At 63.8% G+C, this 26,316-nt stretch carries 26 protein-coding genes; 15 read left to right on the forward strand and 11 right to left on the reverse strand.

Going from position 1 to position 26,316, the window contains the following annotated elements; genetic code table 11:
• The first annotated feature begins 41 nt into the window (after positions 1-41).
• The 5 genes from NKH30_RS16425 to NKH30_RS16445 all read left to right on the forward strand — a co-directional run bounded on the left by NKH30_RS16425 (position 42) and on the right by NKH30_RS16445 (position 8,235).
• Complete coding sequence (locus tag NKH30_RS16425; RefSeq protein ID WP_352996192.1) at positions 42-785, forward strand: nucleotidyltransferase family protein; 744 nt, start codon at positions 42-44, stop codon at positions 783-785.
• Positions 782-3,919 carry a double-strand break repair protein AddB gene (gene addB / locus NKH30_RS16430; protein WP_352996168.1) on the forward strand — a complete coding sequence of 1,046 codons (3,138 nt, stop codon included), beginning with the start codon at positions 782-784 and terminating at the stop codon, positions 3,917-3,919. Before NKH30_RS16425 ends, addB begins: the two co-directional genes overlap by 4 nt.
• Positions 3,916-7,428 carry a double-strand break repair helicase AddA gene (gene addA / locus NKH30_RS16435; RefSeq protein WP_352970103.1) on the forward strand — a complete coding sequence of 1,171 codons (3,513 nt, stop codon included), beginning with the start codon at positions 3,916-3,918 and terminating at the stop codon, positions 7,426-7,428. Before addB ends, addA begins: the two co-directional genes overlap by 4 nt.
• A gap of 73 nt (positions 7,429-7,501) precedes the next feature.
• On the forward strand, positions 7,502-7,825 hold the full coding sequence (gene trxA / locus NKH30_RS16440; RefSeq protein ID WP_023677558.1) for a thioredoxin: 324 nt from the start codon (positions 7,502-7,504) through the stop codon (positions 7,823-7,825).
• 128 nt (positions 7,826-7,953) lie between these two features.
• On the forward strand, positions 7,954-8,235 hold the full coding sequence (locus tag NKH30_RS16445) for a cupin domain-containing protein (RefSeq protein ID WP_023718287.1): 282 nt from the start codon (positions 7,954-7,956) through the stop codon (positions 8,233-8,235).
• 48 nt (positions 8,236-8,283) lie between these two features.
• Here NKH30_RS16445 and NKH30_RS16450 read toward each other — a convergent pair whose 3' ends face one another.
• The 6 genes from NKH30_RS16450 to NKH30_RS16475 all read right to left on the reverse strand — a co-directional run bounded on the left by NKH30_RS16450 (position 8,284) and on the right by NKH30_RS16475 (position 13,953).
• Positions 8,284-8,703, reverse strand: coding sequence for a VOC family protein (locus NKH30_RS16450; RefSeq protein WP_352996170.1), 420 nt, complete (start codon positions 8,701-8,703; stop codon positions 8,284-8,286).
• A gap of 61 nt (positions 8,704-8,764) precedes the next feature.
• On the reverse strand, positions 8,765-10,090 hold the full coding sequence (locus NKH30_RS16455) for a bifunctional folylpolyglutamate synthase/dihydrofolate synthase (protein WP_352472565.1): 1,326 nt from the start codon (positions 10,088-10,090) through the stop codon (positions 8,765-8,767).
• A 55-nt stretch (positions 10,091-10,145) separates the two neighbouring features.
• Positions 10,146-11,072, reverse strand: coding sequence for an acetyl-CoA carboxylase, carboxyltransferase subunit beta (gene accD, locus NKH30_RS16460; RefSeq protein ID WP_352682217.1), 927 nt, complete (start codon positions 11,070-11,072; stop codon positions 10,146-10,148).
• 95 nt (positions 11,073-11,167) lie between these two features.
• The gene (gene trpA / locus NKH30_RS16465; RefSeq protein ID WP_352996172.1) at positions 11,168-12,007 is read right to left on the reverse strand and encodes a tryptophan synthase subunit alpha; all 840 of its coding nucleotides are present in this window, start codon (positions 12,005-12,007) and stop codon (positions 11,168-11,170) included.
• 2 nt (positions 12,008-12,009) lie between these two features.
• Positions 12,010-13,260, reverse strand: coding sequence for a tryptophan synthase subunit beta (gene trpB, locus NKH30_RS16470; protein ID WP_352505958.1), 1,251 nt, complete (start codon positions 13,258-13,260; stop codon positions 12,010-12,012).
• A gap of 33 nt (positions 13,261-13,293) precedes the next feature.
• A complete protein-coding gene (locus NKH30_RS16475; protein WP_352616834.1) occupies positions 13,294-13,953 on the reverse strand; it encodes a phosphoribosylanthranilate isomerase in 660 nt (219 codons plus the stop codon).
• Between the two features lie 162 nt (positions 13,954-14,115).
• On the opposite strand from NKH30_RS16475, the gene NKH30_RS16480 reads away from it, so the two are divergent.
• On the forward strand, positions 14,116-14,334 hold the full coding sequence (locus tag NKH30_RS16480; RefSeq protein ID WP_254815955.1) for a hypothetical protein: 219 nt from the start codon (positions 14,116-14,118) through the stop codon (positions 14,332-14,334).
• 73 nt (positions 14,335-14,407) lie between these two features.
• On the opposite strand, the gene NKH30_RS16485 is transcribed toward NKH30_RS16480, so the two are convergent.
• The 4 genes from NKH30_RS16485 to NKH30_RS16500 form a co-directional block, all read right to left on the reverse strand.
• Positions 14,408-15,166, reverse strand: a complete 759-nt coding sequence (locus tag NKH30_RS16485; RefSeq protein WP_352996174.1) for a M48 family metallopeptidase — start codon at positions 15,164-15,166, stop codon at positions 14,408-14,410.
• A 97-nt stretch (positions 15,167-15,263) separates the two neighbouring features.
• A complete protein-coding gene (locus NKH30_RS16490) occupies positions 15,264-15,752 on the reverse strand; it encodes a DUF2852 domain-containing protein (protein ID WP_352451639.1) in 489 nt (162 codons plus the stop codon).
• Between the two features lie 116 nt (positions 15,753-15,868).
• Positions 15,869-17,011, reverse strand: a complete 1,143-nt coding sequence (locus NKH30_RS16495) for a benzoate/H(+) symporter BenE family transporter (RefSeq protein ID WP_352472562.1) — start codon at positions 17,009-17,011, stop codon at positions 15,869-15,871.
• A gap of 4 nt (positions 17,012-17,015) precedes the next feature.
• Positions 17,016-17,783: an alpha/beta hydrolase gene (locus NKH30_RS16500; protein ID WP_352996176.1), complete on the reverse strand. Its 768-nt coding sequence runs from the start codon at positions 17,781-17,783 to the stop codon at positions 17,016-17,018.
• Positions 17,784-17,998: 215 nt separating this feature from the next.
• Here NKH30_RS16500 and infC point away from each other — a divergent pair, with 215 nt between their 5' ends.
• The 9 genes from infC (at position 17,999) to NKH30_RS16545 (ending at position 25,717) form a co-directional block, all read left to right on the forward strand.
• The gene (infC, locus tag NKH30_RS16505) at positions 17,999-18,535 is read left to right on the forward strand and encodes a translation initiation factor IF-3 (RefSeq protein WP_023677573.1); all 537 of its coding nucleotides are present in this window, start codon (positions 17,999-18,001) and stop codon (positions 18,533-18,535) included.
• A gap of 202 nt (positions 18,536-18,737) precedes the next feature.
• On the forward strand, positions 18,738-19,379 hold the full coding sequence (locus NKH30_RS16510) for a methyltransferase family protein (protein WP_352996178.1): 642 nt from the start codon (positions 18,738-18,740) through the stop codon (positions 19,377-19,379).
• A 178-nt stretch (positions 19,380-19,557) separates the two neighbouring features.
• Positions 19,558-19,761: a 50S ribosomal protein L35 gene (gene rpmI, locus NKH30_RS16515; RefSeq protein ID WP_006201248.1), complete on the forward strand. Its 204-nt coding sequence runs from the start codon at positions 19,558-19,560 to the stop codon at positions 19,759-19,761.
• 147 nt (positions 19,762-19,908) lie between these two features.
• Complete coding sequence (gene rplT, locus NKH30_RS16520) at positions 19,909-20,310, forward strand: 50S ribosomal protein L20 (protein WP_006201247.1); 402 nt, start codon at positions 19,909-19,911, stop codon at positions 20,308-20,310.
• 96 nt (positions 20,311-20,406) lie between these two features.
• Entirely contained in the window at positions 20,407-21,492 is a 1,086-nt protein-coding gene (gene pheS, locus NKH30_RS16525) for a phenylalanine--tRNA ligase subunit alpha (protein WP_352451635.1), read from the forward strand.
• Between the two features lie 106 nt (positions 21,493-21,598).
• The gene (gene pheT / locus NKH30_RS16530; RefSeq protein ID WP_352996180.1) at positions 21,599-24,007 is read left to right on the forward strand and encodes a phenylalanine--tRNA ligase subunit beta; all 2,409 of its coding nucleotides are present in this window, start codon (positions 21,599-21,601) and stop codon (positions 24,005-24,007) included.
• Between the two features lie 12 nt (positions 24,008-24,019).
• Positions 24,020-24,604, forward strand: coding sequence for a prolyl hydroxylase family protein (locus tag NKH30_RS16535; protein WP_352996182.1), 585 nt, complete (start codon positions 24,020-24,022; stop codon positions 24,602-24,604).
• A 28-nt stretch (positions 24,605-24,632) separates the two neighbouring features.
• Entirely contained in the window at positions 24,633-24,983 is a 351-nt protein-coding gene (locus tag NKH30_RS16540; protein WP_352996184.1) for a hypothetical protein, read from the forward strand.
• A 131-nt stretch (positions 24,984-25,114) separates the two neighbouring features.
• On the forward strand, positions 25,115-25,717 hold the full coding sequence (locus NKH30_RS16545; protein ID WP_352501131.1) for a nucleotidyltransferase family protein: 603 nt from the start codon (positions 25,115-25,117) through the stop codon (positions 25,715-25,717).
• Between the two features lie 295 nt (positions 25,718-26,012).
• On the opposite strand, the gene NKH30_RS16550 is transcribed toward NKH30_RS16545, so the two are convergent.
• Positions 26,013-26,316: transposase (locus tag NKH30_RS16550; RefSeq protein ID WP_352996186.1), on the reverse strand; the 304-nt coding region annotated here is incomplete at its 5' end.

The raw sequence follows: 26,316 nt of genomic DNA on the forward strand, positions 1-26,316 counted from the left end.
GCCTGAAGGCGGCGGATGAGCAGCCGATGCCGACGACCGCCATGGTGCTCGCCGCCGGGCTCGGCAAGCGCATGCGGCCGATCACCGACACCATGCCGAAGCCGCTGGTCAAGGTCGCCGGCAAGACATTGCTCGACTGGGGGCTGGACTGCCTAGCCGGAGCCGGCGTCGCCAAGGCCGTCGTCAACGTCCATTACCTCCCGCAACAGATCGTGGACCATGTAGCCCGCCGCAGTGCGCCGAGAATCGTCATCTCGGATGAGAGTAGGGGCTTGCTTGACTCCGCCGGTGGTATCGTCAAGGCATTGCCCAGGTTAGGGGCGCCCTTCTATGTGCTCAACGCCGACACCTTCTGGATCGACAGCGGCGTTTCCAATCTCAGGCGACTTGCCCTTGCATGGGAGGGCGCGACAATGGACATTCTGCTGATGCTTGCGGATCTCCAGTCGGCAACCGGACATAGCGGCGGCACCGATTTCCTGATGGCGCCGGACGGCGCCTTGCGGCGTGCGAACAACGATCCGGCCGGCCTGATCTATGCCGGCGCCGCAATCGTCCATCCGCGCATCTTCAAGGATGCGCCGGCCGGTCCACACTCTCTCAACGCCTATTTCGATGCGGCAATCGCCGCCGGCCGCCTGTTCGGCATGAAAATGCAGGGTCACTGGATTACTGTCGGCACACCTGACGCGATCCCGCGGGCGGAAGCAGCGGTCGCCGCCGCGCTTGCCGGCACGCCCAATGCTGTCGGTGAGGCACCCGGCGCTCTTACCGAGTCGAAATGAGCGGCTCCCGCCGCGTTTTCTCGATCCCGCCCGGAGCGCCGTTCCTGCCGACGCTGGCCGAGGCGCTGCTTGCGGGGCGCTTGGTTCCCGGCTTCGCCTATGACGGCGATCCGCTGGCGCTGGCCGATCTCACCATCTATGTGCCGACGCGCCGTGCGGCGCGGGCGCTTCGCGGCGTCTTCGTCGATGCTCTCTCGCGCTCGGGAAGCCGCTCGGCGATCCTGCCGGTCATCCGCCCGCTTGGTGAGTTCGATGAGGATGAAGCCGCCTTCGAGGCAGGAGGTTCGGCCGCCATCGACCTTGCGCCGCCGATCGCCGCGGTCGAGCGTCTTCTGCTGCTTGCGCCGCTGGTGCGGGCGTGGAAACGCCGCCTGCCGGCACATGTCGCGGCATTGTTCGACGAGGAGATCGTCATACCGGCCTCCGCCGCCGACGCCATCTGGCTGGCGCGCGACCTTGCACGCCTGATGGATGAGATCGACACCGAAGGCACGGATTGGGCAAGGCTCGCCGACCTTGTAACCGGCAATCTTGCAGGCTGGTGGCAGGTGACACTCGACTTCCTGACCATCGTGACGGAGAACTGGCCGAACCTGCTCGAGGAACGCCATCGTTCCAATCCGGCCGCGCATCGTAATGCCCTGATAAGGCTGGAGGCGGCGCGGCTGAAGCGTAATCCGCCAGCCGGACCGGTGATCGCCGCCGGTTCCACCGGCTCCATTCCCGCCACGGCCCAGCTGCTTGCCGTGATCGCCGGTCTGCCCAATGGCGCCGTTGTGCTGCCCGGGCTCGACCGGGCATTGGACGAGCCATCCTTTGCCGCGATCACCACACCGGGCGCGCGCCCAGCCGTGCTTGGCCACCCGCAATACGGCCTGGCAAAGTTGATCGGCAAGATCGGCGTGCCGCGCGCCGATGTCGAGGAGCTTGCTGTTGCGCCGCGACCGCTTGCGCTGCGCGCCGCACTTGTCGGCGAAGCGCTGCGCCCGGCGGAGACCACCGAGCTCTGGGCCGAGACGCGCGCCCGCTTTAGGGCCGGCGATATTGCCGAGGCCTTCGCCGAGGTGACGCTTCTCGAAGCCGCCAGCGAACGCGACGAAGCCGTGGCGATCGCCGTCGCGCTCAAACAGGCTGTCGAACGGCCCGGCCAGCGCGCCGCACTCGTCACCGGCGACCGCGCTCTGGCGCGGCGCGTCTCAGTCGAGCTGCTGCGCTTCGGCGTTGCCGCCGACGATTCCGGCGGCACGCCGCTGATCAACACACCAGCCGCCAGCCTGCTCAGGCTGGCGCTTCAGGCAGCCTTCCGCCCGGGCGACCCCGTCGCCCTGCTGTCGCTGCTCAAGCATCCCCTGCTTGGCCTCGGCCTGGAGCGGGCAAGCGTGCGCCATGCGGCCGAAATCGTCGAACTTGTGGCGCTGCGCGGTGGCACAGGGCGTCCGGACGTGGCGTCGCTGCCGCAGCTCTTCGACACCCGGCTCCTCGAATTCGACGGCAGCGGCAATCGCCGCCCACCCTTCTGGTGGCCGCGGCTTTCGGTCAGGCGCATCGAACAGGCGCGCGACCTGCTGATCCGGCTAACGGCCGCGCTGGCGCCGCTGGTTGCTTTTCGCGGCGACGAGAATGCCGATCTTGCCACCCTTGTGCGCGCCAGCGTCGTTGCGCTCGAAAGTCTCGGCCGCGCCGCTGACGGCAGCCTGAGCGAACTCTATGCGGGCGATGCCGGCGAAAAGCTCGCCGAGCTCTTGCGCGGGCTGGTCGCGGCCTCGGTGTCGTTCTCCTTCGCCGCTGACGAATGGCCTGACGTGATGGAGGCGCTGATCGCGCCCGAGACGGTCAAGCCGGCGCAGGGCACCGACAGGAACATCGCCATCTGGGGTGTGCTGGAAGCGCGGCTTCAGGATGTCGACACGCTGGTCGTCGGCGGCCTCAACGAAGGCGTGTGGCCGCGCAAGCCGGAGAGCGACCGCTTCATGTCGCGGCTGATGAAGACCGGCATCGATCTTGAACCGCCCGAGCGGCGCATCGGCCTTGCCGCCCATGATTTCCAGATGGCCATGGGCGCCAAAAAAGTGGTGCTGGCTCGCTCCGGCCGCTCCGGCGATGCACCGTCGGTACCTTCGCGCTGGCTGCAGCGCATCCTTACATTCGTCGGCGAGGACCACGCTGCTGCACTTCGCCGGCGCGGCGACGAACTGCTTGCCTGGGCGCGTGTGCTCGATGCCGGCGAAAAGCAGGACTTTGCGCCGCGGCCGCAGCCGAAACCGCCGCTCGCCGCGCGGCCGCACCACTTCTCGGTCACCGAGATCGAAACGCTGCGCCGCGATCCCTATGCGGTCTATGCCAGAAGGATACTCGGCCTGATGCCGCTCGATCCGGTCATTCGCGATCCGGGCGCTGCCGAGCGTGGCACGCTGTTTCACGCCATTCTGCACCTCTTCTCGGCGAGGGTGGCCGACCCGCGCGCGCCAGAGGCGCTGGACGGGCTCATCGCCGCAGGCCGCTCCTGCTTTGCCGAGGCGGCGCTGCCGGCCGATGTCGAGGCGGTGTGGTGGCCACGCTTCGAAAAGCTTGCCGTCGGCATCATCGAATGGGAGCGCGGCCGGGCCGCAGCCGTGGCACGGCGGTACGCCGAGGAACGCGCCGAAAAGACCGGTGTGGGCCGATCCGGTGTGACCCTGTCCGGCTATGCCGATCGCATCGATCTGCTGGCCGGCGGCATGGCCGACATCCTCGATTACAAGACCGGCTCCTCGCCATCCAAAGCACAGGCGCACACGCTGCTCGCGCCGCAACTGGCACTCGAGGGCGCGCTGCTCAGGCGCGGCGCTTTCAAGGAGCTTGGCGCATGCGAGCCGTCGCAACTGGCCTTCGTGCGGCTGAGGCCGAATGGCGAAGTGTTCGAGGAATCCATCCTCGAATACAACCGCAAGCCGCGAACCGCCGCCGATCTCGCCGAAGAAGCGTGGGCGCGGCTGGAAAAACTGCTGATCCACTACGCCGACCCGGCGACCGGCTATCTGTCGCGGGCGCTGCCGTTCCGCGAGGGCGAGACCGACGGCGACTACGACCATCTCGCCCGCGTGCTCGAATGGTCCGCCGGCGGCGACGCCGATGACGAGGGAGGGGAGGCATGAAAAAGGCCTACCCCATTCCAAGCGACACTGCCGCCAGCCAGGCAAGCGCGTCCGACCCGCGCAATTCCGCCTGGGTGTCGGCCAATGCCGGATCGGGCAAGACCCATGTACTCGCCCAGCGCGTTATCCGGCTGTTGCTGCGCGGCACCGATCCGTCCAAGATCCTGTGCCTGACCTATACGCGTGCCGCCGCCGCCAACATGTCGAACCGGGTGTTTTCGACGCTGTCGCAATGGACGGCCCTGGGCGATGCCGAGCTCTCGACACGGATAGAGGCGCTGGACGGCCGCCAGCCCGACCGCGAAACCATGCGCCGGGCGCGGCGGTTGTTTGCCGGGGCGCTGGAAACACCGGGCGGGCTGAAGATCCAGACCATCCACGCCTTCTGCGAATCGGTGCTGCATCAGTTCCCGCTGGAAGCCAATATCCCTGCGCATTTCGAAATGCTCGATCCGCAAATGGAGGCTTCGCTGTTTGCCGCCGCCCGCCGCGACATGATTTCGGGCGGCGTTGCAGGCGATGCGGCATTGTCCGAGGCCTTCGCCACCGTGCTGGAGCGCGGCGGCGAGCATGGGCTCGACGCACTGCTGGCCGAGATCGTGCGCAAGCGCGATGGTTTGCGTGCGTTCATCGCCGCGGCCGGCGGCGATGGTTTTCAGGCGCTGTTCGACGAGTTCCATTTCCGCGCCGGCCAGACGGCCGAAGGTATAGCCGCCTCGGTCTGGCCGCTGCCCGGCTTCCTGCCGGATTATCTCGTCACCTTTTCACGGGCAGCCGAGGCCGCCGATGCGCGCATCCTGCTGAACAATCTGCTGCCATACGCCCGCCTTGCCTTTGCCGAAGAGGATCCGGTACGTCGCCTGAATTTGCTCTCCAAGGCTTTCCTGAGGGCCGACGGCGAGCCTTACGATCCGGCAAAGACGTTTAAAAGGGCATTGCTTCACCGGTTGCCCGATCTTGCCGAACGATATCTGGCGGCGGTCGACGCCATTCTTGAAATCTCCGACCGGCTGGCCTTGTTCAGGATGCTGGAAGGCACGCGTGCGGCGCTGACCATCGCCGACTGGCTGATCGCCCGCTACGAGCAATTGAAGCGCGCGCGCGGCTTCCTCGACTTCAACGACCTGATCACCCGCACGGTCCATCTACTGGCGCGGCCCGACGCCGGCCCATGGGTGCAGTACAAGCTCGACCAGGGCATCGACCACATCCTCCTCGACGAGGCGCAGGACACCAGTCCCGACCAGTGGGAGGTAGTCAAGCGGCTGGCGGAGGAGTTCTTTGCCGGGCTCGGCGCACGCGACGCCGTCCACCGCACCATCTTTGCGGTCGGCGACGAAAAGCAGTCGATCTATTCCTTCCAGGGAGCCGCCCCGGACTCCTTTGCCGACAGCCGGCTTTTGTTTGCCGGCAAAGTCAGATCCGCCGCCGCCGCCTTCGCCGATCTCAAGCTAACCTGGTCGTTTCGCTCGACCGACGACGTGCTTGCGGCGGTGGATCGTGTCTTTGCTGACCCGAACGTGCGGCGCGGCATCAGCCACGATCCCGATCCGCTCGACCACAAGGCGATCCGCAACGATGCGCCGGGCTATGTCGACGTCTGGCCCTCGCTCGGCGCCGACATCGTCGACGAACCGGACGACTGGACGCAAGCGGTGGATCACGCCCACGCACCGGCGGTGCGCGTTGCCGAAAACGTTGCAGCGACCATTGCCGGCTGGATCGGCGGCGGCGAGGTCATCGAAGGGCGTGGCAAGAAACTCCGGCCCGGCGACGTGCTGGTGCTGGTGCGCAAGCGCGATCGCTTCGTCCATGCGCTGACGCGGGCGCTGAAGCGCCGCGACATCCCGGTGGCCGGCGCCGACCGGCTCAGCCTGCCTGGCCATATCGCGGTGAAGGACCTGATCGCACTCGGTCACTTTCTCATCCAGCCCGAGGACGATCTGTCGCTGGCCGCCGTGCTGCGCAGCCCGATCTTCGATGTCTCGGAAGAGCAGCTTTTCGCGCTTGCTGCGGAGAGGCCATCGAGCGTCTCGCTGATCGCCTCGCTGCGCCGGCATGCCGGCGAAAGCGAGGCGTTGGCCGCCGTCGTCAGCCGGCTCGGCACATGGTCGAACGAGGCCGCATTCAAGCCGGTGTTCGAATTCTATGCTGCAGCTCTCGCCCGCGACGGCCTGCGCAAGAAGATGATCGCGCGGCTCGGGCCGGAGGCCGGCGACGTCCTCGACGAATTCCTGAATTTCTGCCTGGCCGAGGAGCGGACCGGCCTGCCGGGACTGGAATCCTTCCTGTCGACGTTGGAAAACGCCGGCCCCGAGATCAAGCGCGAAATGGACCAGACCCGCGACGAGGTTCGCGTCATGACCGTGCATGCCGCCAAAGGCCTGGAGGCGCCGGTGGTATTCCTTGTTGATGGCGGCTCCGCGCCGTTCAGTGACCAGCATCTGCCGAGATTGATGCCGTTCGAAGGCTCGGGCGACTGCTGGGAGGGCAAGGGCTATCTCTGGCGTTCGGCCAGCGATGTCGCAAATGGGTTTTCACGCGCCGCATCGGCCCGCGCCCGCGAGCTCGCCGACGACGAATACCGCCGGCTGCTCTATGTCGGCATGACCCGCGCCGAGGATCGGCTGATCGTCTGCGGCTACCACGGCAAGCGGGCGCCGAATATCGGTACCTGGCATTCGATCGTCAGCCGCGCACTGGTCGGTGCCGCAGAGAGCGAAGAACGCCGGCATCCCGCCACTGGCGAGACCGTGCATCGTTTCCAGGTGACGAAACTGCCGCCCATGCCACCGGCGTCAGTGGATGAGGCACGACAGACTGAACGCTTTGCGCCATTGCCGGAAACCCTGTTCCGGCCTCTGCCGCCCTTCGAGGAATTGCCGCGGCCGCTCTCGCCGTCCGGCGCCTCGGTGCTGATCGACGAGGCGCGGCAAGCGGTGGCCGACACGCGTTCGCCGGTGCTGGATGCCGACGCCGAGCCCGGCTTTGCCGTCGTGCGCGGGCTGGCGCTGCACAAATTGCTGCAGATGCTGCCCGGCATCGCCGAGGGAACACGCCGGGATGCCGCCGAACGCTATCTGGCAAGAGCCGGCGCGGCATGGCCCGACGACGAGCGCGACAAGGCCCTGGCTGGCGTTTTCAGAATTCTTGCCGACAGCCGCTTCGCGCCGCTGTTTGCGCCAAACTCGCGCGCCGAAGTCGCCATCATGGGCAGCCTGGAGGTAAGGGGCAAACTGCGCTCGATTTCCGGCAAGATCGACCGGTTGGCAGTAACGCCGGACAAGGTTTCGATCGTCGACTACAAGACCAATCGGCCAGCGCCAGCTACGCTCGCCGAAGTGCCGCAAGCCTATGTTCTGCAGCTCGCACTTTATCGCGCGCTGCTTCAGCCGCTCTATCCGGGACGCGAGGTCTCGGCGGCGCTGCTGTTCACCGAGGTGCCGCGGCTGATCGAGCTGCCGGCAGCGGCCATGGACGACGCGCTTGCTAGACTCACGGGAGCGTGACACAACACTTGCTTGAAGACGGACACGATCACCACCACATTTGGTGGGACGAATAAATCGAAAGGATCTCAGCATGGCCACCGTCAAGGTCGACAAGAGCAATTTCCAGGCCGACGTGCTCAACGCCAAGGAGCCGGTCGTGGTCGATTTCTGGGCGGAATGGTGCGGCCCGTGCAAGATGATCGCCCCGGCGCTCGAGGACATCGCCATCGAACTCGGCAGCAAGATAAAGATCGCCAAGCTCAACATAGACGAGAATCCTGAGCTGGCCGCGCAGTTCGGCGTGCGCTCGATCCCGACGCTGATGATCTTCAAGGGCGGCGAAGTCGCCGACATGAAGGTCGGTGCTGCGCCGAAAACTGCATTGTCGCACTGGATCAACGGCAGCCTCGCCTGATCCGATCAAAATTTTGCAGAAAAGCCCGGCCTCGCGCCGGGCTTTCTTGTGGCGTCACCGATCCGCAGATCTGGCACTCGCCACTTGCAGTCTCATGCTCTTGTCTGGCTTAAAGCAGGAGAAGCGATATGACCGGATCCGCCAAGGCCACCGTCTTCATCGACAATGAGCGCGTCATCGTCACCGAATACCGCTTCGCCCCGGGCGACAACACCGGCTGGCACCGCCATGGCCACGACTATGTGATCGTGCCGTTGACCGACGGCAAGGTGAAGCTCCTGACCAAGGATGGCGAATCCTTTGCCGAGATGAAGAAGGGCGCCCCGTATTTCCGCAACGAGGGCGTCGAACATGACGTCATCAGTGCAAACGATGGCGAATTCGCCTTCATCGAGGTCGAGCTGAAGTAGTCCACCAACCATCGGCTGCGCCGCTACAATTGTCCCGGCGAGGCGCGATCACCAATCCGCGATACGATCGCCGCCGACGAATTGTGCGCTTTTTTCAGTGTATTCGAACAGTTCTATCCTCACGCCGTTGGGGTCGCGGATCCAAGCCTGGTAGGTGTCATCGCACGCGCGTTTCTTGGAAGTGACATCAACCCCCTTTGACCTCAGATGGGCGATCGCGGCGTCGATGTTTTCCACTTCGAGGCAGAAGTGGTTGATCTGGTTCAAGTCGCCATAGCTGGCGCCGTCTTCCTGGAACACCTCGACATGGCTACGGCTGCCGCAATTGAGGTAGAAGCCGAAAATCTTCCCGTCGCGCAGGAAATTGAACTGGGTGTCCATGCCGAGGACGTCCCGATAGAAGCTTCGCGTCATCTCCAGGTCATTCGCGAAAATGCAAACGTGTGCGAGCTGCTTTACCTTGATCATGATTGGCTCCTCGCGGTGGTCTGACAAGTGTGGCGTCACCGTGGCCCGGCTGAAGCACGCCTCAAACCGGCGGCGTGCCGTTTTCGGCCAACACCGCGCCGGCCAGGTAAAGTGACCCGCCGATCAGGATGCGCGGCGGCGGTCCGTCCCATGTGTCGCGCAGCAGCATCAGCGCATTGGCGACGGAACTGACCGGTTCGGCCGACAGGCCGGCCTCGATGGCGCGGGTCGCCAGCTCGTCGTTCGGCACGCCCGCGTCGCTCAGGCTCACCGGCACGGTGTAGACATGCCGGACCAGCCCTTTGAAGGCGCGGAAATAGCCGCTCTGGTCCTTGGTGTTGATCATACCCGAGATCAGGAACAGCGGACGCGGGTTCTTTTCCTCCTGCTCGGCCAGCGCCTCGGCGACGACCACGCCAGCGCCGGGATTGTGGCCGCCGTCGAGCCAGATGTCGGCGCCCTTCGGCGCCAGTTCGCTCAGCCGTCCTTGCGGCAGCTTTTGCATGCGGCCCGGCCAGGCAACATTCGCCATCGCCTTCTCGGCAGCGCGGTGGCTGATCTCGAAGCCCGCCGCCTTGACCGCCGCGATCGCCGCCGCCGCATTGGCGAATTGATGGCGCCCCGGCAGGCGCGGCGGCGGCAGGTCCATCAATCCGTCTTCGTCCTGATAGACCATGCGCCCGTTTTCCTCATAGGCAAGGAAATCCTGGCCATAGACGAAGGCGGGGCAGTCGAGCCGCTCGGCGGTTTCGATGAGCACCTGCTGGGCCGTCTCGCTTTCCTGCGCGCCGATGACGACCGGGCATCCGCGCTTGATGATGCCGGCCTTTTCGGCGGCGATCAGCTCGACGCGGTCGCCGAGATAGGCTTCGTGGTCGAGCGACACCGGCATGATCACCGACACGGCCGGCTCGGCGATGACATTGGTGGCGTCGAAGCGGCCGCCAAGGCCAACCTCGAGGATGACGGCATCGGCTGGATGTTCGGAAAACAGCAGGAAGGTGACGGCGGTGAGGATTTCGAAGACGGTGATCTTCTGGCCTTGATTGGCTTTGGCGACGCGGGCGATGGCTTCGGCGAAGACCTTGTCGTCGACCAGCCTGCCGCCGCCATCTGCGGCCAGCCGGTAGCGCTCGTGCCAGTTCACCAGATGTGGCGAGGTGTGGACGTGGACGCGGTAGCCGGCGGCTTCGAGCAGCGCCCGTGAAAAAGCAGCACAGGAGCCCTTGCCGTTGGTGCCGGCGATGTGGATGACCGGCGGCAGCTGGTCCTGCGGATTGCCGAGCCGCTCGAGCAGCCGCGAAATGCGGTCGAGCGAAAGGTCGAAGCCCTTCGGATGAAGCGCCATCAGGCTTTCGATTTCGCGGTCGGCGGCAAGCGTGGTCATGGCGAATCCTAGGCGCGCCGCGGACGGCGCGCAATCGCAGTTCGTGGCGAATGCGTCAGGCGTGCGGCCGGGCTTCGGCCGGAATCACCGACGGCGGCAAGATTTCCGGTTCCTGAGATTTTTGCTCCTCCGGCAGCTTGAGCAGCATTCTCAGCAGCCGTGCAATGGTCTGGCGCATCTCCAGCCGTGACACCACCATGTCGACCATGCCGTGTTCCATCAGATATTCGGCGCGCTGGAAGCCGTCAGGCAGCTTTTCGCGGATGGTCTGCTCGATGACGCGCGGGCCGGCAAAGCCGATCAGGGCGCCGGGCTCGGCAATATGCACGTCGCCCAGCATCGCATACGAGGCGGTGACGCCGCCGGTCGTCGGGTTGGTCAGGACGACGATGTAGGGCAGGCCGGCCTCCTTCAGCCTGTCGACGCCGACCGTGGTCCGTGGCAACTGCATCAGCGACAGGATGCCTTCCTGCATACGGGCGCCGCCGGAGGCCGCAAACAGGATCAGCGGCCGCTTGCGCTGCAAGGCGACCTCGAAACCATGCACGATGGCGTCACCTGCCGCCATGCCGAGCGAGCCGCCCATGAAGGCAAAATCCTGCACCGTCACCACCACCGGCACGCCCTCGACCGTGCCCAGCGCATTGATGATGGCGTCTTCCATGCCGGTCTTGGCTTTGGCATCCCTCAGCCGGTCTACGTAGCGCTTCTCGTCGCGGAACTTGAGCGGATCCTGAACGACCTTGGGGTTTTCCAGCGTCTCGTATTTGCCGTCGTCGAGGAAGAATTTCAGCCGTTCCTTAGCCGATATCTTCATATGGTGGCCGGAGGACGGGATGACGAATTGGTTCTGCTCCAGATCCTTATGGAACACCATTTCGCCGGTCTCGGGATCCTTGATCCACAGGTTTTCCGGCATGTCGGTGCGGCGGCCGAGCATCGAATTGATCTTCGGGCGGACGTAATTGGTGATCCAGTTCATCGCTTCGGCTCCTGTCCTTACGAAGAGTTAGACCATGATCCCGAAAAGTGGAAACCGGTTTTCGCTGGAGATCATGGCCAACCAGAAGATCAAGATTATTCGGCGGCAGCAAGGCGAGCCGCGCGAACCCCTTGCGAAAGCCCGCTGACCAGCGTGGCGACGGCCTCGGCCGGATCGGCGGTCTTTTCGCCCTTCGGCCCCAGCACGTTGGCGATTGCATTGACAATCGCGGTGCCGACAACGACGCCGTCGGCCGACGCTCCAATGGTGCGCGCCTGCTCGGCGGTCTTGACGCCGAAGCCGACGCAGACCGGCAGGTCGGTATGGCTCTTGATGCGCTTGACCGCTGCCGCCACCTTGCCGGTGTCGGCCAGCGCCGAACCGGTAATGCCGGTCATCGACACATAATAGACGAAGCCGGACGTGTTCTGCAGCACCTTGGGCAGGCGCTTGTCGTCGGTGGTCGGCGTCGCCAGCCGGATGAAATTGATGCCGGCCTTGAGTGCCGGGATACAAAGTTCTTCGTCCATCTCCGGCGGCAGGTCGACGACGATCAGCCCGTCTATACCGCTGGCCAGCGCATCGCTCAGGAAGCGCTCGACCCCGTAGATGTAGATCGGATTGTAATAGCCCATCAAGACGATCGGCGTTTCACTGTCGCCGGCGCGGAATTCCGAGGCCATCTTCAGCGTCTTGACCAAGGTCTGGCCGCCCTTCAGCGCCCGCAGGCCGGCCGCCTGGATCGCCGGGCCGTCGGCCATTGGATCGGAAAACGGCATGCCTAACTCTATGATGTCGCTGCCGGCGCCGGGCAGCGCCTTCATGATCGACAGGGACGTGTCGTAGTCCGGATCGCCGCCCATGAAATACGTGACGAGTGCCGGTCGCCCCTCGGCCTTCAGCTTTGCCATGCGGCGGTCGATACGGGTGGCCATGATCAGATCTCCATGCCCAGCATATTGGCCACCGTATGCACGTCCTTGTCGCCGCGGCCGGACAGGTTGACGATGACGATCTGGTCCTTGTCCATGTCAGGCACGATCTTCACCGCCTGTGCGATGGCATGGGCCGATTCAAGCGCCGGAATGATGCCCTCGACGCGTGTCGTCAACTGGAACGCCTCCAGCGCCTCGCTGTCGAGGATCGGCACATAGTCGACGCGGCCGGAATCGCGCAGCCATGAGTGCTCGGGACCGACGCCCGGATAGTCGAGGCCGGCCGAGATCGAGTGACCGTCCATGATCTGGCCGTCGGCGTTCTGCAGAAGGTAGGTACGGTTGCCATGCAGCACGCCGGGCGCGCCGGCACTCATCGAGGCGCAATGCTCGATGCCGTCGAGCCCGCGGCCGCCGGCTTCGACGCCGATGATGCGCACCTCACTGTCGTCGAGGAAGGGATGGAACAGGCCGATAGCGTTGGAACCGCCGCCGACACAAGCGATGATGGTGTCCGGCAGCCGGCCTTCCTGCTCGAGGATCTGGGCGCGCGCCTCGGTGCCGATCACCGACTGGAAGTCGCGCACCAGCTCCGGATAGGGGTGCGGGCCGGCGGCGGTGCCGATCAGGTAATAGGTATCCTCGACATTGGTCACCCAGTCGCGCAGGGCCTCGTTCATGGCGTCCTTCAGCGTCCCGTGGCCGGCCGTCACCGGCCGCACCTCGGCGCCCAGAAGCTTCATGCGAAAGACGTTGGGGCTTTGCCGGGCGACATCGGTCGCGCCCATATAGACAATACAGGGTAGGCCGAAGCGCGCCGCCACTGTAGCGGACGCGACGCCATGCTGGCCGGCGCCGGTCTCGGCGATGATCCGCGTCTTGCCCATGCGCTTGGCGAGCAGGATCTGGCCGAGGCAGTTGTTGATCTTGTGCGAGCCGGTGTGGTTCAGGTCCTCGCGCTTGAAATAGACCTTTGCGCCGCCGCCGAGGCCCTTCGCCGAGGACACCTCACGAAGATGCCTGGTCAGGCCTTCGGCGAAATAGAGCTTCGACGGCCGCCCGGCGTAATGCGTCGAGAGATCGGTCAGTTCGGCCTTGAAATCCGGGTCGTTCTTGACCTCGTTCCAGTGCCGCTCCAGCTCAAGGATCAGCGGCATCAGCGTTTCGGCAACGAAACGACCGCCAAAAATGCCGAACATGCCCTGCTCGTCGGGGCCGGTGCGGAAGGAATTCGGTATCGCCGGCTTGTCCATCGCCGATCTCCTGGTCTGTGGTTTGAAGCGTGGTCAGGCGGCGCGGTTGTCGCGTGCTGCCCCGACGGCGCGGAAAAATTGTTCGATCAGCGCCGGTTCCTTGACGCCCGGCGCGCTCTCCACGCCCGAGGAAACATCTATTCCGGGCGGGTTCGCCAGCCGAAAGGCGTCGCCGATATTGCCGGCATTGAGCCCTCCGGAAAGCATGTAATCGACGCCGGCGTCAAGGCCAGCCAGAATGCGCCAGTCGAAGGCAAGACCGTTGCCGCCCGGCAATTCCGAACCCTTAGGCGGCTTGGCATCGAACAGGAAGCGGTCGGCAATGCCGATGAAGGGCTTGACTCGCCCGAGATCGGCGGCCTCGCTGACCGGCAGCGCCTTCATCACCGGCAAGCCGTAGCGGGCCTTCACCTCGGCCACCCGCTCGGGAGGCTCGGCGCCGTGAAGCTGCAGCATATCGGGCTGCATCTTTTCGACGATGTCATCCAGGAACGCATCGCTGGCGTCGACCGTCACGGCAACCGCCTTGGCCTTGCCGCGCGCCGCTTCGCGCAGGCGGCCGGCTTCCGCCGGCTCGACATAGCGCGGGCTTTTGGCAAAGAAAATGAAGCCGACATGGCTGGCGCCGCCGGCCAATGCCGCAGCCAGTGCCTTGTCGGTCTTCAACCCGCATATCTTGATGTCCAGCGCCATGGCGCGGGATTGGCATGAAACGGCCAAAGAGTCGAGAAAAAGCATCCTGTTTGCCGCCAGCGCGGAACGCGCTACCTTGCTAATGTAAGAGCGGAACGCGCTACCTTGCTAATATAAGCGCAACGCTACTTGCTCAGGCACAGAGGCGGGAGAACAAAGATCATGCCGGAAAAGACCGTCGCGGAACTCAGGCAAAAGCTGGCGCAGGCCCATGAGGTCATCGCTCATTTGATGGACAAGGCAGCCTTCAACGGCGCCGAGGCGCACCGGGCGCTGGCTTATTTCAGCAACGAGACCTTCGAGAAGGATTTCCTGCCCTGGCCGCGCCATGTCGATGAGGGGTTGCGGCCGGAGGAGTTGAACGCGGCCAATGACGATTGATCGGCAGTGCAGAATCTATTGAGGCCGGCGCGAAGGATCGCTACAGTTTCCATTTCGTGCCCCTACAAGCATCCTACTCGAACGCGATCGCCTGCAGCGCGCCGCCATTGCGCTTGAGCCAGTCCTTGCAGCGCTCGGTATCCGGGCAAAGCTGCTCGCATAGTTTCCAGAATTTCGGGCCGTGGTTCATCTCCTTGAGATGCGCCACCTCATGCGCGACGAGGTAGTTTATCACCGGCCGCGGCGCCATCATGATGCGCCAGGAAAACGACAGATTGCCGTCCGACGTGCACGATCCCCAGCGGCTCGACGTATCCTTGAAGCGGATCGCCTTGGCGCGCTTGCCGACCGCAGCACTGTGCTTGGTCACCAGCGCTTCGATCTCGCGCTTGGCTTCGCGCTTCAGGAAATCGGCGATGCGGCGCGGCAGATGCACACGCTCGCCATGCACGATCATCAGCGGTCCGCGCTCGTCGCGCGACAGCGTGACGGTTCCGCGTTTCGACGGTTCATGGACGATGCGATGCGGCACACCGCGCACCGGTACCTTGATGCCGGGCCGCACCTGCGGCCGGTTGGGTACCTTGGCCAGCCTTTGCTCCAGCCAGTCCTGATGGCGGTCGAGGAATTTGTCCACCTCGCCGCGGCGCAGCCCCGGCGGCACGGTGATGCGCAAACCGCGGCCGCCGGAATCGATGCGCAGCGTCAGGCGCCGCGCCCGGTCGTTCTCGACGATCTTGAGCGGCAGCGTGCGGCCGGCAACGCAATGCTCGCGCTCCACGACGGGCGTGGGCTTGGGTTTCGTCGGGGTGCGGAAGAAGCCGAAGGACATTCCGGGACGATACGTGATTCGAGGGAAACGACTAGAACAAAAAAGAAACGGCGCCGCTGACGCGACGCCGTTGGATTATCTATCTGGGCACGGGACCTTACTCGTCGAGCAGGCCTGGCGTGGAGTTGCCGCCGCGTTTGTTGTTCGTCGTCGAGCCAGTTGACCCACCCGTCGTGGGCGACGTCGACTTGTTGCGGTTGGCCATGAAGCGATCGAACTCTTCCTGGTCCTTGGCGCGGCGCAATTCACGGGCATATTCATCGAACTCGCTCAGCATCTCGTCGAGCTTGCGGCGTTCCTCGGCAAGCCGCTCGAGTTCCTTTTCGCGCCAGTCGTCGAAAGCGACGTTGCCGGTGCGTGCAGAGCCATGGCCCCAGCGCGCGGCCCTGTCGGAACCGCGGCGGCAACCGGCGAAGATGCCGTCGGTGGCGCGGTTGACGTCGCGCTTGAAGCCCTCGAGCCGATCGCCCCAGATGATGTAGGCGAGCATGGCTAAGCCGAGCGGCCAGAACACCATGAACCCGATCACCATCAACGCGATGGTCGCCGGCGTCCAGGCCGGACGGATCAATGCAGATGTGTTCATTTCTTCCAATCCTTCAGTTGGAGACAGCCAAATCCGGCTGCGTGCAATCGAAATGGGATGAAGAAAACGGCGATTCAAGACAGCAGCCGCCAAAACCGGACAAGCGGCTGAAATGATTATCGCTTTTTGAGCATTTCAAGGAAAAGCACGACCAATCCGGCGATCAGGCCCCAGAACGCCGCACCGACGCCGAACAGCGTCAGCCCCGATGCGGTGACGGCGAAGGTGACGGTGGCGGCCATCCGCTCGTCCTCGTCTTTCAAGGCGATCGACAGTGCATTGGCGAGCGGCGCCATCAGCGCCAGGCCGGCGACCAGCGCGATCAGGCTCTGCGGCAATACGGCGAAGATCGCCACCAGCGAGGCGCCGAACAGGGCAAAGACGAGATAGGCCAACGCATAGAACGGCCCGGTCTTCCAGCGCTCGGCCGGATCGGGATGCACGTCGGGCCCGGTGCAGATCGCCGCCGAGATTGCCGCCAGATTGGTGGTCGAGGCGCCGAGCGGCGCCGTCAGCAGCGAAAACAGGCCGGTGACGCCGATCAGCGGCCCTGGTTCGGGATGATAGCCGGCTGCCCTCAGCACGGCGAGGCCGGACAGGTTCTGCGAGGCCATGGTGACGAGATAGAGCGGCAAGGCGAGGCCGATGATCGCAGTGGCGGTGAACTGCGGCATCACCAGCGTCAAGCTCGAGAGTTCCGGTGCCGGCAGACCGCCGACCCGGCCGGTGAGGAAGGCGGCGAGACCGCCGCCGATCAGCACCAGCAGCACCGAGAGGGCCGGGTTGAACAGGCGGATGACGAAGAACGCCGCAACCAGCGGCAGGATCAGCCAGGGGTCGACGGGAACGGTTTTCACCGCATTGATGGCGAAGGTGACGACGATGCCGGCCAGCATTCCGGACGCGACGGACGCCGGTATTCTGGCGATCAGCTTGGTCAAGGGCCCGAACAGGCCGGTGGTGATCAGCAGGACCGCGGTGACGACGAAGGCACCAACCGCCTCACCCATCGAAAAGCCGGTCGACGCGGCGATCAGCGCCAAGCCTGGCGTCGACCAGGCGGTGATGACCGGCATTTTCGTACGCCAGGACAGCCACAGGCTCTCGATCGCCATCGCCAGGCAAAGCGCCGTCACCCAGCTTGCGGTCTCGACCTGCGTTGCGCCGACCGCCTTGGCGGCGGCAATGACGATGGCCAGCGTACCGCCGAAGCCGACGATCGCCGCCACGAAGGCGGACACCGGAATGGAAATGCGCATGTCTCTATCCCGCCTGCCGCACCATAGCGTCCACCGCCCGCACCAGCATGTCGAGATCCTGCGGCCGCGACAGGCGGTGGTCGCCGTCGGGAATGAGCGACAGCGTGACGTCGTCGGCCGGCAGCAGGCTGACCAGCTTCAGCGCATGGCTCGACGGCACGTCGGGATCGGCCAGGCCTTGCAGGATGTGGACCGGACAGTGCGTGTCGATCGGCCCGGTCATCACCCGGTTGTTGCGGCCGTCCTCGATCAGTGCGCGCGTGTAGATGTACGGTTCGGCGGAATAGTCCGACGGCTCTTCGAAAAAGCCCTTTTTCCTGAGGTTGCGCTTCTGCGCCCCGGTCAGCACCGGCTCCACCAGTTCGAATGTGAAATCGGGCGCCGGGGCCAGCAGCACAAGACCTGCGATGCTGTTCTCGCCCGCCTTGCGCAATTCCTGCACCATGCGCAGCGCGATCCAGGCGCCCATCGAGGAGCCGACCAGGATCTGCCTGCCCTGGGTGAAGCGGCGGAAAACCGCCAGGCTCTCGCCCAGCCATTTCGAGATGGTGCCGTCGGCAAAGGCGCCACCCGATTCGCCGTGGCCGGAATAATCGTGGCGCAGAAAGGCGCGACCTTCTTTGCGCGCCCATTCCGACAACGTTTCGGCCTTGGTGCCCAGCATGTCCGATTTGTAGCCGCCGAGCCAGACGATGCCGGGCTCGGCACCTGTCGCATGCCTGACGGCGATGCTCGTCCCGTCGACGTCCAGAAAGATCGGGGTGGTGCTCATGGTGTATTCCCTCACGCCGGTCTTTTGGCACAGCAAGGCATTCAACGAAAAGTGCTCCGCCACTTTCTTCGCTTGGTGCAGAGGAGCATTCCATCGAGCAGGTGATTTCCTGAGAATGCTGTGCTATTGACTCCGACCGCGCGCTCACCACATTGCGCGTTCGCAATTCTGAACTGAAGAACCCCTTAACGAAACGGCTCAAGGAGACCACGACCATTCGCAGACCTTTCAAAGCAGCGGCGCCCACCAAGGAAGGCCCGCGCTCCAACCGTGACATCCGGGTTCCCCGGGTCCAGCTAATCGACGCCGAAGGCCAGAACCGCGGCGATGTCTCCATCAACGATGCATTGCTGCTCGCCGAAGAGGCGGGGCTCGATCTGGTCGAGATATCGCCCAATGCAGTGCCGCCCGTCGTAAAAATCCTCGATCTCGGCAAGCTGAAATACGCCAACCAGAAGAAGGCGGCCGAGGCGCGCAAGAACCAGAAGGTCATCGAGATCAAGGAGATCAAGATGCGCCCGAACATCGACAGCCACGACTACGAGACCAAGATGAAGGCCGTCCGGCGCTTTTTCGAGGAAGGCGACAAGGTCAAGCTGACATTGCGCTTCCGCGGTCGCGAGATGGCGCATATGGAACTCGGTATGCAGCTTCTGAACAAGGTTCGCGAGGAAGTGGCGCCGATCGCCAAGGTCGAAGCCGAACCGAAGCTCGAAGGCCGTCAGATGATGATGGTGCTGGCGCCCCGCTAAAGCGCGTTGCGCTTTAGTTCTGTTTTGTGCATGTCGTTGTCGCAAAACCGCTGCGCACTTTTGGGCGACGTGCATAAAATCCGCCTGAATCATGTTGCAAGGCGTCCCGGCGATCGGCGGGGCGCCTGTTTTCTTGGCCAGACGCTGCGATCGCCGGCGAGAGCAAAGACGCTCTGGTTCCCTCGACGATCGGATTCCCGACATGGTCAATGACGTCAAGCATTCGGAAGCCAAATATGGGCTGGGCAGCTACCAGCACACGCGCAGGATGGTGCTTGCCGTTCTGATCGTGGTGATGTTCGCGGCGCTGCTGTTCGGCCAGTCGGTTTTCCCGCCCGATACGCCAGTGCATGAAACGATCGAAATGGTCGGCGTCCTGCTGATCTTTCTCGGCGTCGTCGGGCGCTTGTGGTCGACGCTCTATATCGGCGGCCGCAAATCCTCCGAAGTGGTGACCGGCGGACCGTATTCGATCACCCGCAACCCACTCTATGTCTTCTCTACTTTAGCTGCCGCCGGTGTCGGCGCACAGATCGGCTCCATCACCGCCACGATCGGCTTTGGAGCGCTCTGCGCGGGTGCCTTTTACATCGTTATCCTGCGCGAGGAGAAATTCCTCAAGCAGGCTCTCGGCGCGCCATACCAGGCCTACCTGGCGAAAGTGCCGCGCTTCTTCCCGAAACTGTCGCTGTATCAGGAAGGCGACACCGGTAGCTTCAAGCCGCGCCTGCTGCGAACCACGTTACTGGACGGGCTGGTGTTCCTCGTTGCCTTGCCGGCTTTCGAACTGATCGACGGCGCCCAGCAGTCGGGCATATTGCCGGTGCTGTTCCGTTTCCCCTGAGCACTACAAGGTTGCTGAGCACTGGGTGTTGCGCGCGCCCTCGCTTTGACGTATACGACCGCGTTCCAAAAAAACCGCCCGGCAGGGCATGCCGTGGCGGTTTCATTTGCTTTTCGGGCTTTGGTCGGCCTGAAGCGAACAAAAAGCGCATTGGTGCGCATATAAACGGAGTAGCAAAATGCCCAAGATGAAGACCAAATCGGCCGCCAAGAAGCGGTTCAAGATCACAGGTACGGGTAAAGTTCTGTCGGCTGCGGCCGGCAAGCGTCACGGCATGATCAAGCGGTCCAACAAGTTCATTCGAAATGCCCGCGGCACGATGGTTCTGGCTGAACCGGATGGCAAGAAGGTCATCAAGAATTTTCTGCCGAACGGCCTCTAGGGCATGATGCCAAAAAGTTGCAGACTTTTTGGAAACATCATGCGCCAAAATAAGAGCATTCGGTCTGGACACGCATTTGTTTTACGCAATTCCGAACGGAAAACCGCCAGGCACTTTTCCTGGAATTGCTTTTAAGGAGATCATGACATGGCACGCGTAAAGAGAGGCGTCACCTCGCACGCCAAGCACAAGAAGGTCCTGAAAGCCGCCAAGGGTTTTTACGGCCGCCGCAAGAACACCATTCGCATCGCCAAGCAGGCGGTGGAAAAGTCGCTGCAGTACGCCTATCGCGACCGCAAGAATCGCAAGCGTTCGTTCCGCGCGCTGTGGATCCAGCGCATCAATGCGGCGACGCATGAGCATGGCCTGACCTATGGCCGTTTCATCGACGGTCTCAACAAGGCCGGGATCGAGATCGATCGCAAGATCCTGTCGGACATGGCCATCCACGAGCCGCAGGCCTTCGCCGCACTCGTGGCCAAGGCCAAGGTCGCGCTCGAATACCTGAAGAATACCACGCCGAATGCTTTTGAAAGCGCTGTCGCTTAAGACCAGCGCTTCCCAAGCTATTCGACACTTGATTTGGGAAACCCGCGCTGGCAGGGCTGGCGCGGGTTTTTCTTTGCTTCCAATCGGATCTGGAACATGAGTGACATGGAAACTCTCGAAAATTCCCTGATGGCCGAGATCGCGTCGGCCGCCGACGAGCAGGCGATCGAGGCGGTGCGTGTCTCTGCCCTTGGCAAGAAGGGCTCGGTTTCCGAGATGCTGAAGACACTCGGCTCGATGAGCGCCGAGGAGCGACAGGTCAAAGGCCCGGCAATCAACGGCCTCAAGAACCGCGTCACCGAGGCACTTTCGGCGCGCCGCGCCGAGCTGAAAGATGTGGCGATCACGGCACGGCTTGCCGCCGAGAAGGTCGACGTCAGCTTGCCGGTCAGGCAATCGCCGGCCGAGCGCGGCCGCATCCATCCGATCAGCCAGGTTATCGACGAGATCGCAGCGATTTTCGGCGATCTCGGCTTTGCCATCGCCGAAGGTCCCGACATCGAGACCGACTATTACAATTTCACCTCGCTGAACTTCCCGGAAGGCCACCCGGCGCGCGAGATGCACGACACGTTCTTCTTTCAGCCGGACGAGCAGGGCGAGCGCAAGCTTTTGCGCACCCACACCTCGCCGGTGCAGATCCGCACCATGGAGATGCAGAAGCCGCCGATCCGCATCGTCATCCCCGGCAAGACCTACCGGCAGGATTCCGATGCCACCCACTCGCCGATGTTCCATCAGGTCGAGGGGCTGGTGATCGACAAATCGGCCAACGTCGCCAACATGAAATGGGTGCTGGAGGAGTTCTGCAAAGCCTTCTTCGAGGTGCCGAGCGTCAAGATGCGCTTCCGGCCGTCTTTCTTCCCGTTTACCGAGCCCAGCCTCGAGGTCGACATCCAGTGCGACCGTTCGCGGCCCGGCGAGGTGCGCTTCGGCGAAGGCTCGGACTGGATGGAGATTCTCGGCTGCGGCATGGTCCACCCCAATGTGCTCCGTTACGGCGGGCTCGATCCCGACGAATACCAGGGCTTCGCCTGGGGCATGGGCATCGACCGTATCGCCATGCTGAAATACGGCATGCCGGATCTGCGCGCCTTCTTCGACGCCGATGTGCGCTGGCTGTCGCATTACGGTTTTAGGCCGCTTGACATGCCGACGCTGTTCGGGGGCTTGAGCGCGTGACGACCGGGCCGCAGCAAATCCGCAGGCAGCTCGCCTTCCTGCACATGTCCGACGCGCGGGCGCATAGCTTCAAGTGCAACATGCCCAGACCAGACGGAACACAGTCATGAAACTCACCCTCTCCTGGCTCAAGGATCATCTCGAGACAGACGCCTCGCTGGCGGAAATCGTCGAGCGTCTCACCTCGATTGGCCTCGAGGTCGAGCATGTCGACGACCGGGCGAGCCTGGCCCCCTTCGTCATCGCCAAGGTGGTGACGGCGGTCCAGCATCCCGACGCCGACCGGCTTCGCGTGCTGACCGTCGACACCGGCGACGGCAAGCCGCCGGTGCAGGTCGTGTGTGGAGCGCCGAACGCCCGCGCGGGCTTGGTCGGCGCCTTCGCAGCACCGGGCACCTATATTCCCGGCATCGACGTGACGCTGACCGTCGGCAAGATCCGCGGCGTTGAAAGCCACGGCATGATGTGCTCCGAGCGCGAGCTCGAATTGTCCGAGGAGCATGACGGCATCATCGACCTTCCGGCCGATGCGCCGGTCGGTACCAGCTTCGCCGCCTATGCCCATCTCGACGACCCGCTGATCGAGATCAATCTGACGCCGAACCGGCCGGATGCGGCCAGTGTCCATGGCATCGCCCGCGATCTGGCGGCGAGCGGGCTCGGCACGCTGAAGAGCGCGCCGATAGAGCCGATCCCCGGCAAGGGCGAGACGCCGGTCAAGGTGACGATCGAAGCGCCGGAGCTCTGTCCCGGCTTTGCGCTGCGCCTGGTGCGCGGCGTCAAGAACGGACCGTCGCCGAAATGGCTGCAGCAAAGGCTTCTCGCCATCGGCTTGAGGCCGATCAGCGCGCTCGTCGATATCACCAACTACGTCACCTTCGACCGCGGTCGGCCGCTGCATGTCTTCGACGCTGCGAAGGTCACCGGCAATCTCGCCGTGCGCCGGGCGCGTGATGGCGAAAAGGTGCTGGCGCTCGACGGCCGCGAATACACGCTGACGCCGGAGATGTGCGTGATCGCCGACCAGGACGGCATCGAATCGATTGCCGGCATCATGGGTGGCGAGCATTCCGGCTGCGACGAGAACACCACCGACGTGCTGATCGAGGCGGCGCTTTGGGATCCGATCGCGACTGCCCGCACCGGCCGCACGCTCGGCATCATCACCGATGCACGCTACCGCTTCGAGCGTGGCGTCGACCCGGAAATGATGGTTCCCGGCTTGGAGCTGGCGACGAAGCTGGTGCTCGATTTCTGCGGCGGTACGCCGGCGCAAACCGAAGTCGTCGGCTATGCCGGCCATCAGCCGAAGATCGTCTCGTTCCCATTGTCGGAAGTGAAGCGGCTGACCGGCATCGAAGTGCCGCGCTCGACAAGCCTCGACATTCTTGCCCGCCTCGGCTTCAGGCCGGAGGGCACGGGCGATGTCGTCAATGTGGCGGTCCCGTCCTGGCGGCCGGATGTCGACGGCAAGGCCGACCTGGTCGAGGAGGTCATGCGCATCCACGGCGTCGACAACATCGCGCCGCAGCCGCTCGGTTCGCACGATGCGGTCAACGCCAGGATCCTGACTGTGCTGCAGATCCGCACCCGCGCCGCCAAGCGGGCACTTGCCGTGCGCGGCATGATGGAGGCCGTCACCTGGTCGTTCATTCCGGCAAAACACGCCGAATTGTTCGGCGGCGGCCAGCAGGCGCTGAAGCTTGCCAACCCGATCGCCACCGATATGTCGGACATGCGGCCGTCGCTGCTGCCGGGGCTGATCGCGGCAGCGCAACGCAATGCCGACAGGGGCATCGGCGATGTCGCGCTGTTCGAAGTGTCGGGCACCTATGAGGGCGCCGGCGCCGACCAGCAGCGGCGTGTTGCCGCCGGCGTGCGGCGCGGCACCGCCAAGCTCGAGGGCTCCGGCCGCCATTGGGCCGGCAACGCCGGCGCCGTCGGCGTCTTCGATGCCAAGGCCGATGCGATCGCCGCACTCGAAGCCTGCGGCGCGCCGGTCGAGCGGCTGCAGATCGAGGCCAGCGGCCCGGCCTGGTATCACCCCGGCCGCTCCGGCACGATCAAGCTCGGGCCGAAGGTAATCCTTGGCACGTTTGGCGAGTTCCACCCGAAGACCCTGGAGAGGCTTGACGTCTCCGGCCCGCTTTGCGGCTTCGAAGTGTTCATCGATACCGTGCCCGAGCCGAAGGCCAAGCCGACGCGGACAAAGCCGAGACTGGATCTGTCCGCCTTCCAGGCGGTCAAGCGCGATTTCGCCTTCGTCGTCGACAAGGCGGTCGAAGCCGGCACACTCGTTCGCGCCGCCCTTGCCGCCGACCGAAAGCTGATTTCCGGCGTCTCGGTGTTCGATGTTTTCGAGGGTGCAGCGCTCGGCGCGGCGAAAAAATCGATCGCCATCGAAGTGTCGATCCAGCCGGTCGAAAAGACGCTGACCGACGAGGATTTCGAGGCGCTGGCCAAGCGCATCGTCGAGAATGTTGGCAAGCAGACCGGCGGCGTGCTGCGGATGTAAGGGGATGCTCTGATGGACCACAAGCTCTCCATCAACCGGCTGGCAACGCATATCGGGACGATCGACGGGTTCTTGGATGACCAGGAATGCGCCGATCTGATCGCTGACAGTGAACGGCGCGGTTTCGAGGCGGCCAAGGTGAACAGCTCCGGCGGCGCCACCGTCCTGAAGGAGCTTCGCAATAACGACCGGGTTGTCTTCGATGACGAGGACCTTGCGGATTTGCTCTTCGCACGGGCGCGGCCTCTGCTCTATCGTGGTCTCGGCGACTGGCGCTTGACCGGGCTGAATGAGCGTTTCCGTTTCTATCGCTATGGGCCGGGCCAGAAGTTCGATTGGCACCATGACGGCTATTTCGAGCGCCACGCCTTGGAGCGCAGTCAGTTCACGTTCATGATTTATCTTTCAGATGGATTTGAAGGGGGAGGAACCTCGTTTCGCGGCGAGATGCCGGGCTATGCCGGTAGCAGTCTTCTGGTGAAGCCGAAGAAAGGAATGGCACTGGCGTTCTACCATCCGATCGAGCATCGCGGCGACGAGGTGCTGTCGGGGCGCAAGTACGTCATCCGAACGGACGTGATGTACAAGCGCCAATGAAACGCTGTCCGTTCTGCCGCTGAGCTAAATGCACCTGACCCCGCTGGAAGTGTTTTTCGTCAAGGAGTTCTGCCGTTCCGCCGGCGTTTCTCCTGACATGATGCCTGCGCTGAAAGTCAAAGAACGCAGCCGCGATCCTGTAGGATTCATGACCAGAGTCACTCCCTCATCGGTTTCCCCGGAATTGCGCTTTGAGAGTCGAGTGTTCAGTTCGCTTCGGGTAGCGTGCGTTGGACCTGATCAGCTTCTTTGCGGCATGGTGCTGTTCTTCGATGGGATTGAAGGAAAGCTAGAGGCGATCGAAGGCTTTGTGTGTATGGCGAAGAATGGCCGTCAATCGAGGAGCCAGTCTTCTGGTCCGAGACCGACCGAACAATGAGCCTTGGACGGGAGGGAAACTAGCCTGCAGAAATGGGCGTCACGACGCCCTTTCCGATAATTGCACAACGCATGGCGCGTTGACGATCTAGAGGGGTTGCCGGCAGGTGACGAATCGCCGTCCAAAGGGCGATGGACCATTTGCGCTATTGCGGGCTGTCTTTCGAGAAACAGCGTGCAGCCTTTCTCGATATCGTCTCGGCCGATCCGCTGATTGCCGAGACGCTGTCGCGGGTACGGGTGCTGGGCCTGCCGGACTGGCTGGTCGTGTCCGGCGCGCTTTACAACAGCGTCTGGAATCATCTGACCGGAAAGCCCTCGGGGTACGGCATCCGGGATGTCGACCTGTTCTATTTCGATGAGAGCGATCTGTCCTATGAAGCCGAGGACAGTGTGATCGCCCGCGCCGCGCCGGTCTTTGCCGATCTGCCCCTACCGGTCGAGATTCGCAACCAGGCGCGGGTGCATCTATGGTATCCGTCCAAGTTCGGACGGTCCTGTCCATGTTATTCCAGTTCCAGCGACTCGGTTCGCTTCTTCGCCTCGAAGACCCATGCGGTCGGTGTCCGCTTCGATACGGACGGGCGACTTGATCTCGTCGCGCCGTTTGGCCTGGACGACATCTTCTCGTTTCGCATCACGCCGAACCGGGTACTGGACAGTCGCCAGACGCACGAGGCAAAGGGCGCGCGTGCCAGGGAGAACTGGCCGGAGATCAGTGTCGTGCCTTGGTAGGAAATGTCGGCGCGAGGCACCCCCCTCTGCCCTGCCGGGCATCTCCCCCTCAAGGGGGGAGATCGGATGTCGCCTCGGCTTTCGCCAATCACTGGCGCCGGAAGGGCGGGCAGGGCGCGGGAACTGCCAATCTCCCCCCTTGAGGGGGAGATGTCCGGCAGGACAGAGGGGGGTGCCTCGCGCCGAGGTCAGTTGTGTGCGTCAAGTTCTGCAAAATGGCGTGGCATCGCGGTGACGTCGGCGTGTCCGCCGCGCAGCCCCCGTGTTTAGCGGAGCGGCGGACACATGACGGTGCTCAGGCGGCCAGGGCCCTCAGGCTCTCCTTCTTGTGCTCGCGCAGATGATCCATGTTGAGGTAGCGGGTCGCCTCGAGCCAGTTCTCGTGGATCTCCACCGCCAATGCCCGAACCAGCCGCAGACAGCTCCGCGGGTTGGGGAAGATGCGAACGACCAGGGTGCGCCGCTTGATCTCCTGGTTCAGCCGCTCCAGCATGTTCGTCGACTTCATGTGCTTGTGGTGAGCTAGCGGCAGCCGATAGAAGCTCAGCGTCTCCTCGATGTTATCTTCCACCCAGTTGACCAGCTTCGGGTATTTGGCC

The sequence above is a fragment of the Mesorhizobium sp. M1273 genome, from assembly GCF_040318195.1.
Lineage (GTDB): Bacteria > Pseudomonadota > Alphaproteobacteria > Rhizobiales > Rhizobiaceae > Mesorhizobium.

Coding starts and splice junctions, on each gene's coding strand:
- NKH30_RS16495 (WP_352472562.1), bottom strand. CDS start 17,011: ATGCGCATTTCCATTCCGGTGTCCGCCTTCGTGGCGGCGATCGTCGGC.
- rpmI (WP_006201248.1), top strand. CDS start 19,558: ATGCCCAAGATGAAGACCAAATCGGCCGCCAAGAAGCGGTTCAAGATC.
- NKH30_RS16480 (WP_254815955.1), top strand. CDS start 14,116: ATGCCGGAAAAGACCGTCGCGGAACTCAGGCAAAAGCTGGCGCAGGCC.
- pheT (WP_352996180.1), top strand. CDS start 21,599: ATGAAACTCACCCTCTCCTGGCTCAAGGATCATCTCGAGACAGACGCC.
- accD (WP_352682217.1), bottom strand. CDS start 11,072: ATGAACTGGATCACCAATTACGTCCGCCCGAAGATCAATTCGATGCTC.
- trxA (WP_023677558.1), top strand. CDS start 7,502: ATGGCCACCGTCAAGGTCGACAAGAGCAATTTCCAGGCCGACGTGCTC.
- NKH30_RS16450 (WP_352996170.1), bottom strand. CDS start 8,703: ATGATCAAGGTAAAGCAGCTCGCACACGTTTGCATTTTCGCGAATGAC.
- NKH30_RS16490 (WP_352451639.1), bottom strand. CDS start 15,752: ATGAACACATCTGCATTGATCCGTCCGGCCTGGACGCCGGCGACCATC.
- NKH30_RS16500 (WP_352996176.1), bottom strand. CDS start 17,783: ATGAGCACCACCCCGATCTTTCTGGACGTCGACGGGACGAGCATCGCC.
- NKH30_RS16535 (WP_352996182.1), top strand. CDS start 24,020: ATGGACCACAAGCTCTCCATCAACCGGCTGGCAACGCATATCGGGACG.
- rplT (WP_006201247.1), top strand. CDS start 19,909: ATGGCACGCGTAAAGAGAGGCGTCACCTCGCACGCCAAGCACAAGAAG.
- NKH30_RS16445 (WP_023718287.1), top strand. CDS start 7,954: ATGACCGGATCCGCCAAGGCCACCGTCTTCATCGACAATGAGCGCGTC.
- NKH30_RS16540 (WP_352996184.1), top strand. CDS start 24,633: ATGCACCTGACCCCGCTGGAAGTGTTTTTCGTCAAGGAGTTCTGCCGT.
- addB (WP_352996168.1), top strand. CDS start 782: ATGAGCGGCTCCCGCCGCGTTTTCTCGATCCCGCCCGGAGCGCCGTTC.
- NKH30_RS16475 (WP_352616834.1), bottom strand. CDS start 13,953: ATGGCGCTGGACATCAAGATATGCGGGTTGAAGACCGACAAGGCACTG.
- NKH30_RS16425 (WP_352996192.1), top strand. CDS start 42: ATGGTGCTCGCCGCCGGGCTCGGCAAGCGCATGCGGCCGATCACCGAC.
- NKH30_RS16510 (WP_352996178.1), top strand. CDS start 18,738: ATGGTCAATGACGTCAAGCATTCGGAAGCCAAATATGGGCTGGGCAGC.
- trpA (WP_352996172.1), bottom strand. CDS start 12,007: ATGGCCACCCGTATCGACCGCCGCATGGCAAAGCTGAAGGCCGAGGGG.
- NKH30_RS16485 (WP_352996174.1), bottom strand. CDS start 15,166: ATGTCCTTCGGCTTCTTCCGCACCCCGACGAAACCCAAGCCCACGCCC.
- NKH30_RS16455 (WP_352472565.1), bottom strand. CDS start 10,090: ATGACCACGCTTGCCGCCGACCGCGAAATCGAAAGCCTGATGGCGCTT.
- NKH30_RS16545 (WP_352501131.1), top strand. CDS start 25,115: ATGGACCATTTGCGCTATTGCGGGCTGTCTTTCGAGAAACAGCGTGCA.
- pheS (WP_352451635.1), top strand. CDS start 20,407: ATGAGTGACATGGAAACTCTCGAAAATTCCCTGATGGCCGAGATCGCG.
- trpB (WP_352505958.1), bottom strand. CDS start 13,260: ATGGACAAGCCGGCGATACCGAATTCCTTCCGCACCGGCCCCGACGAG.
- addA (WP_352970103.1), top strand. CDS start 3,916: ATGAAAAAGGCCTACCCCATTCCAAGCGACACTGCCGCCAGCCAGGCA.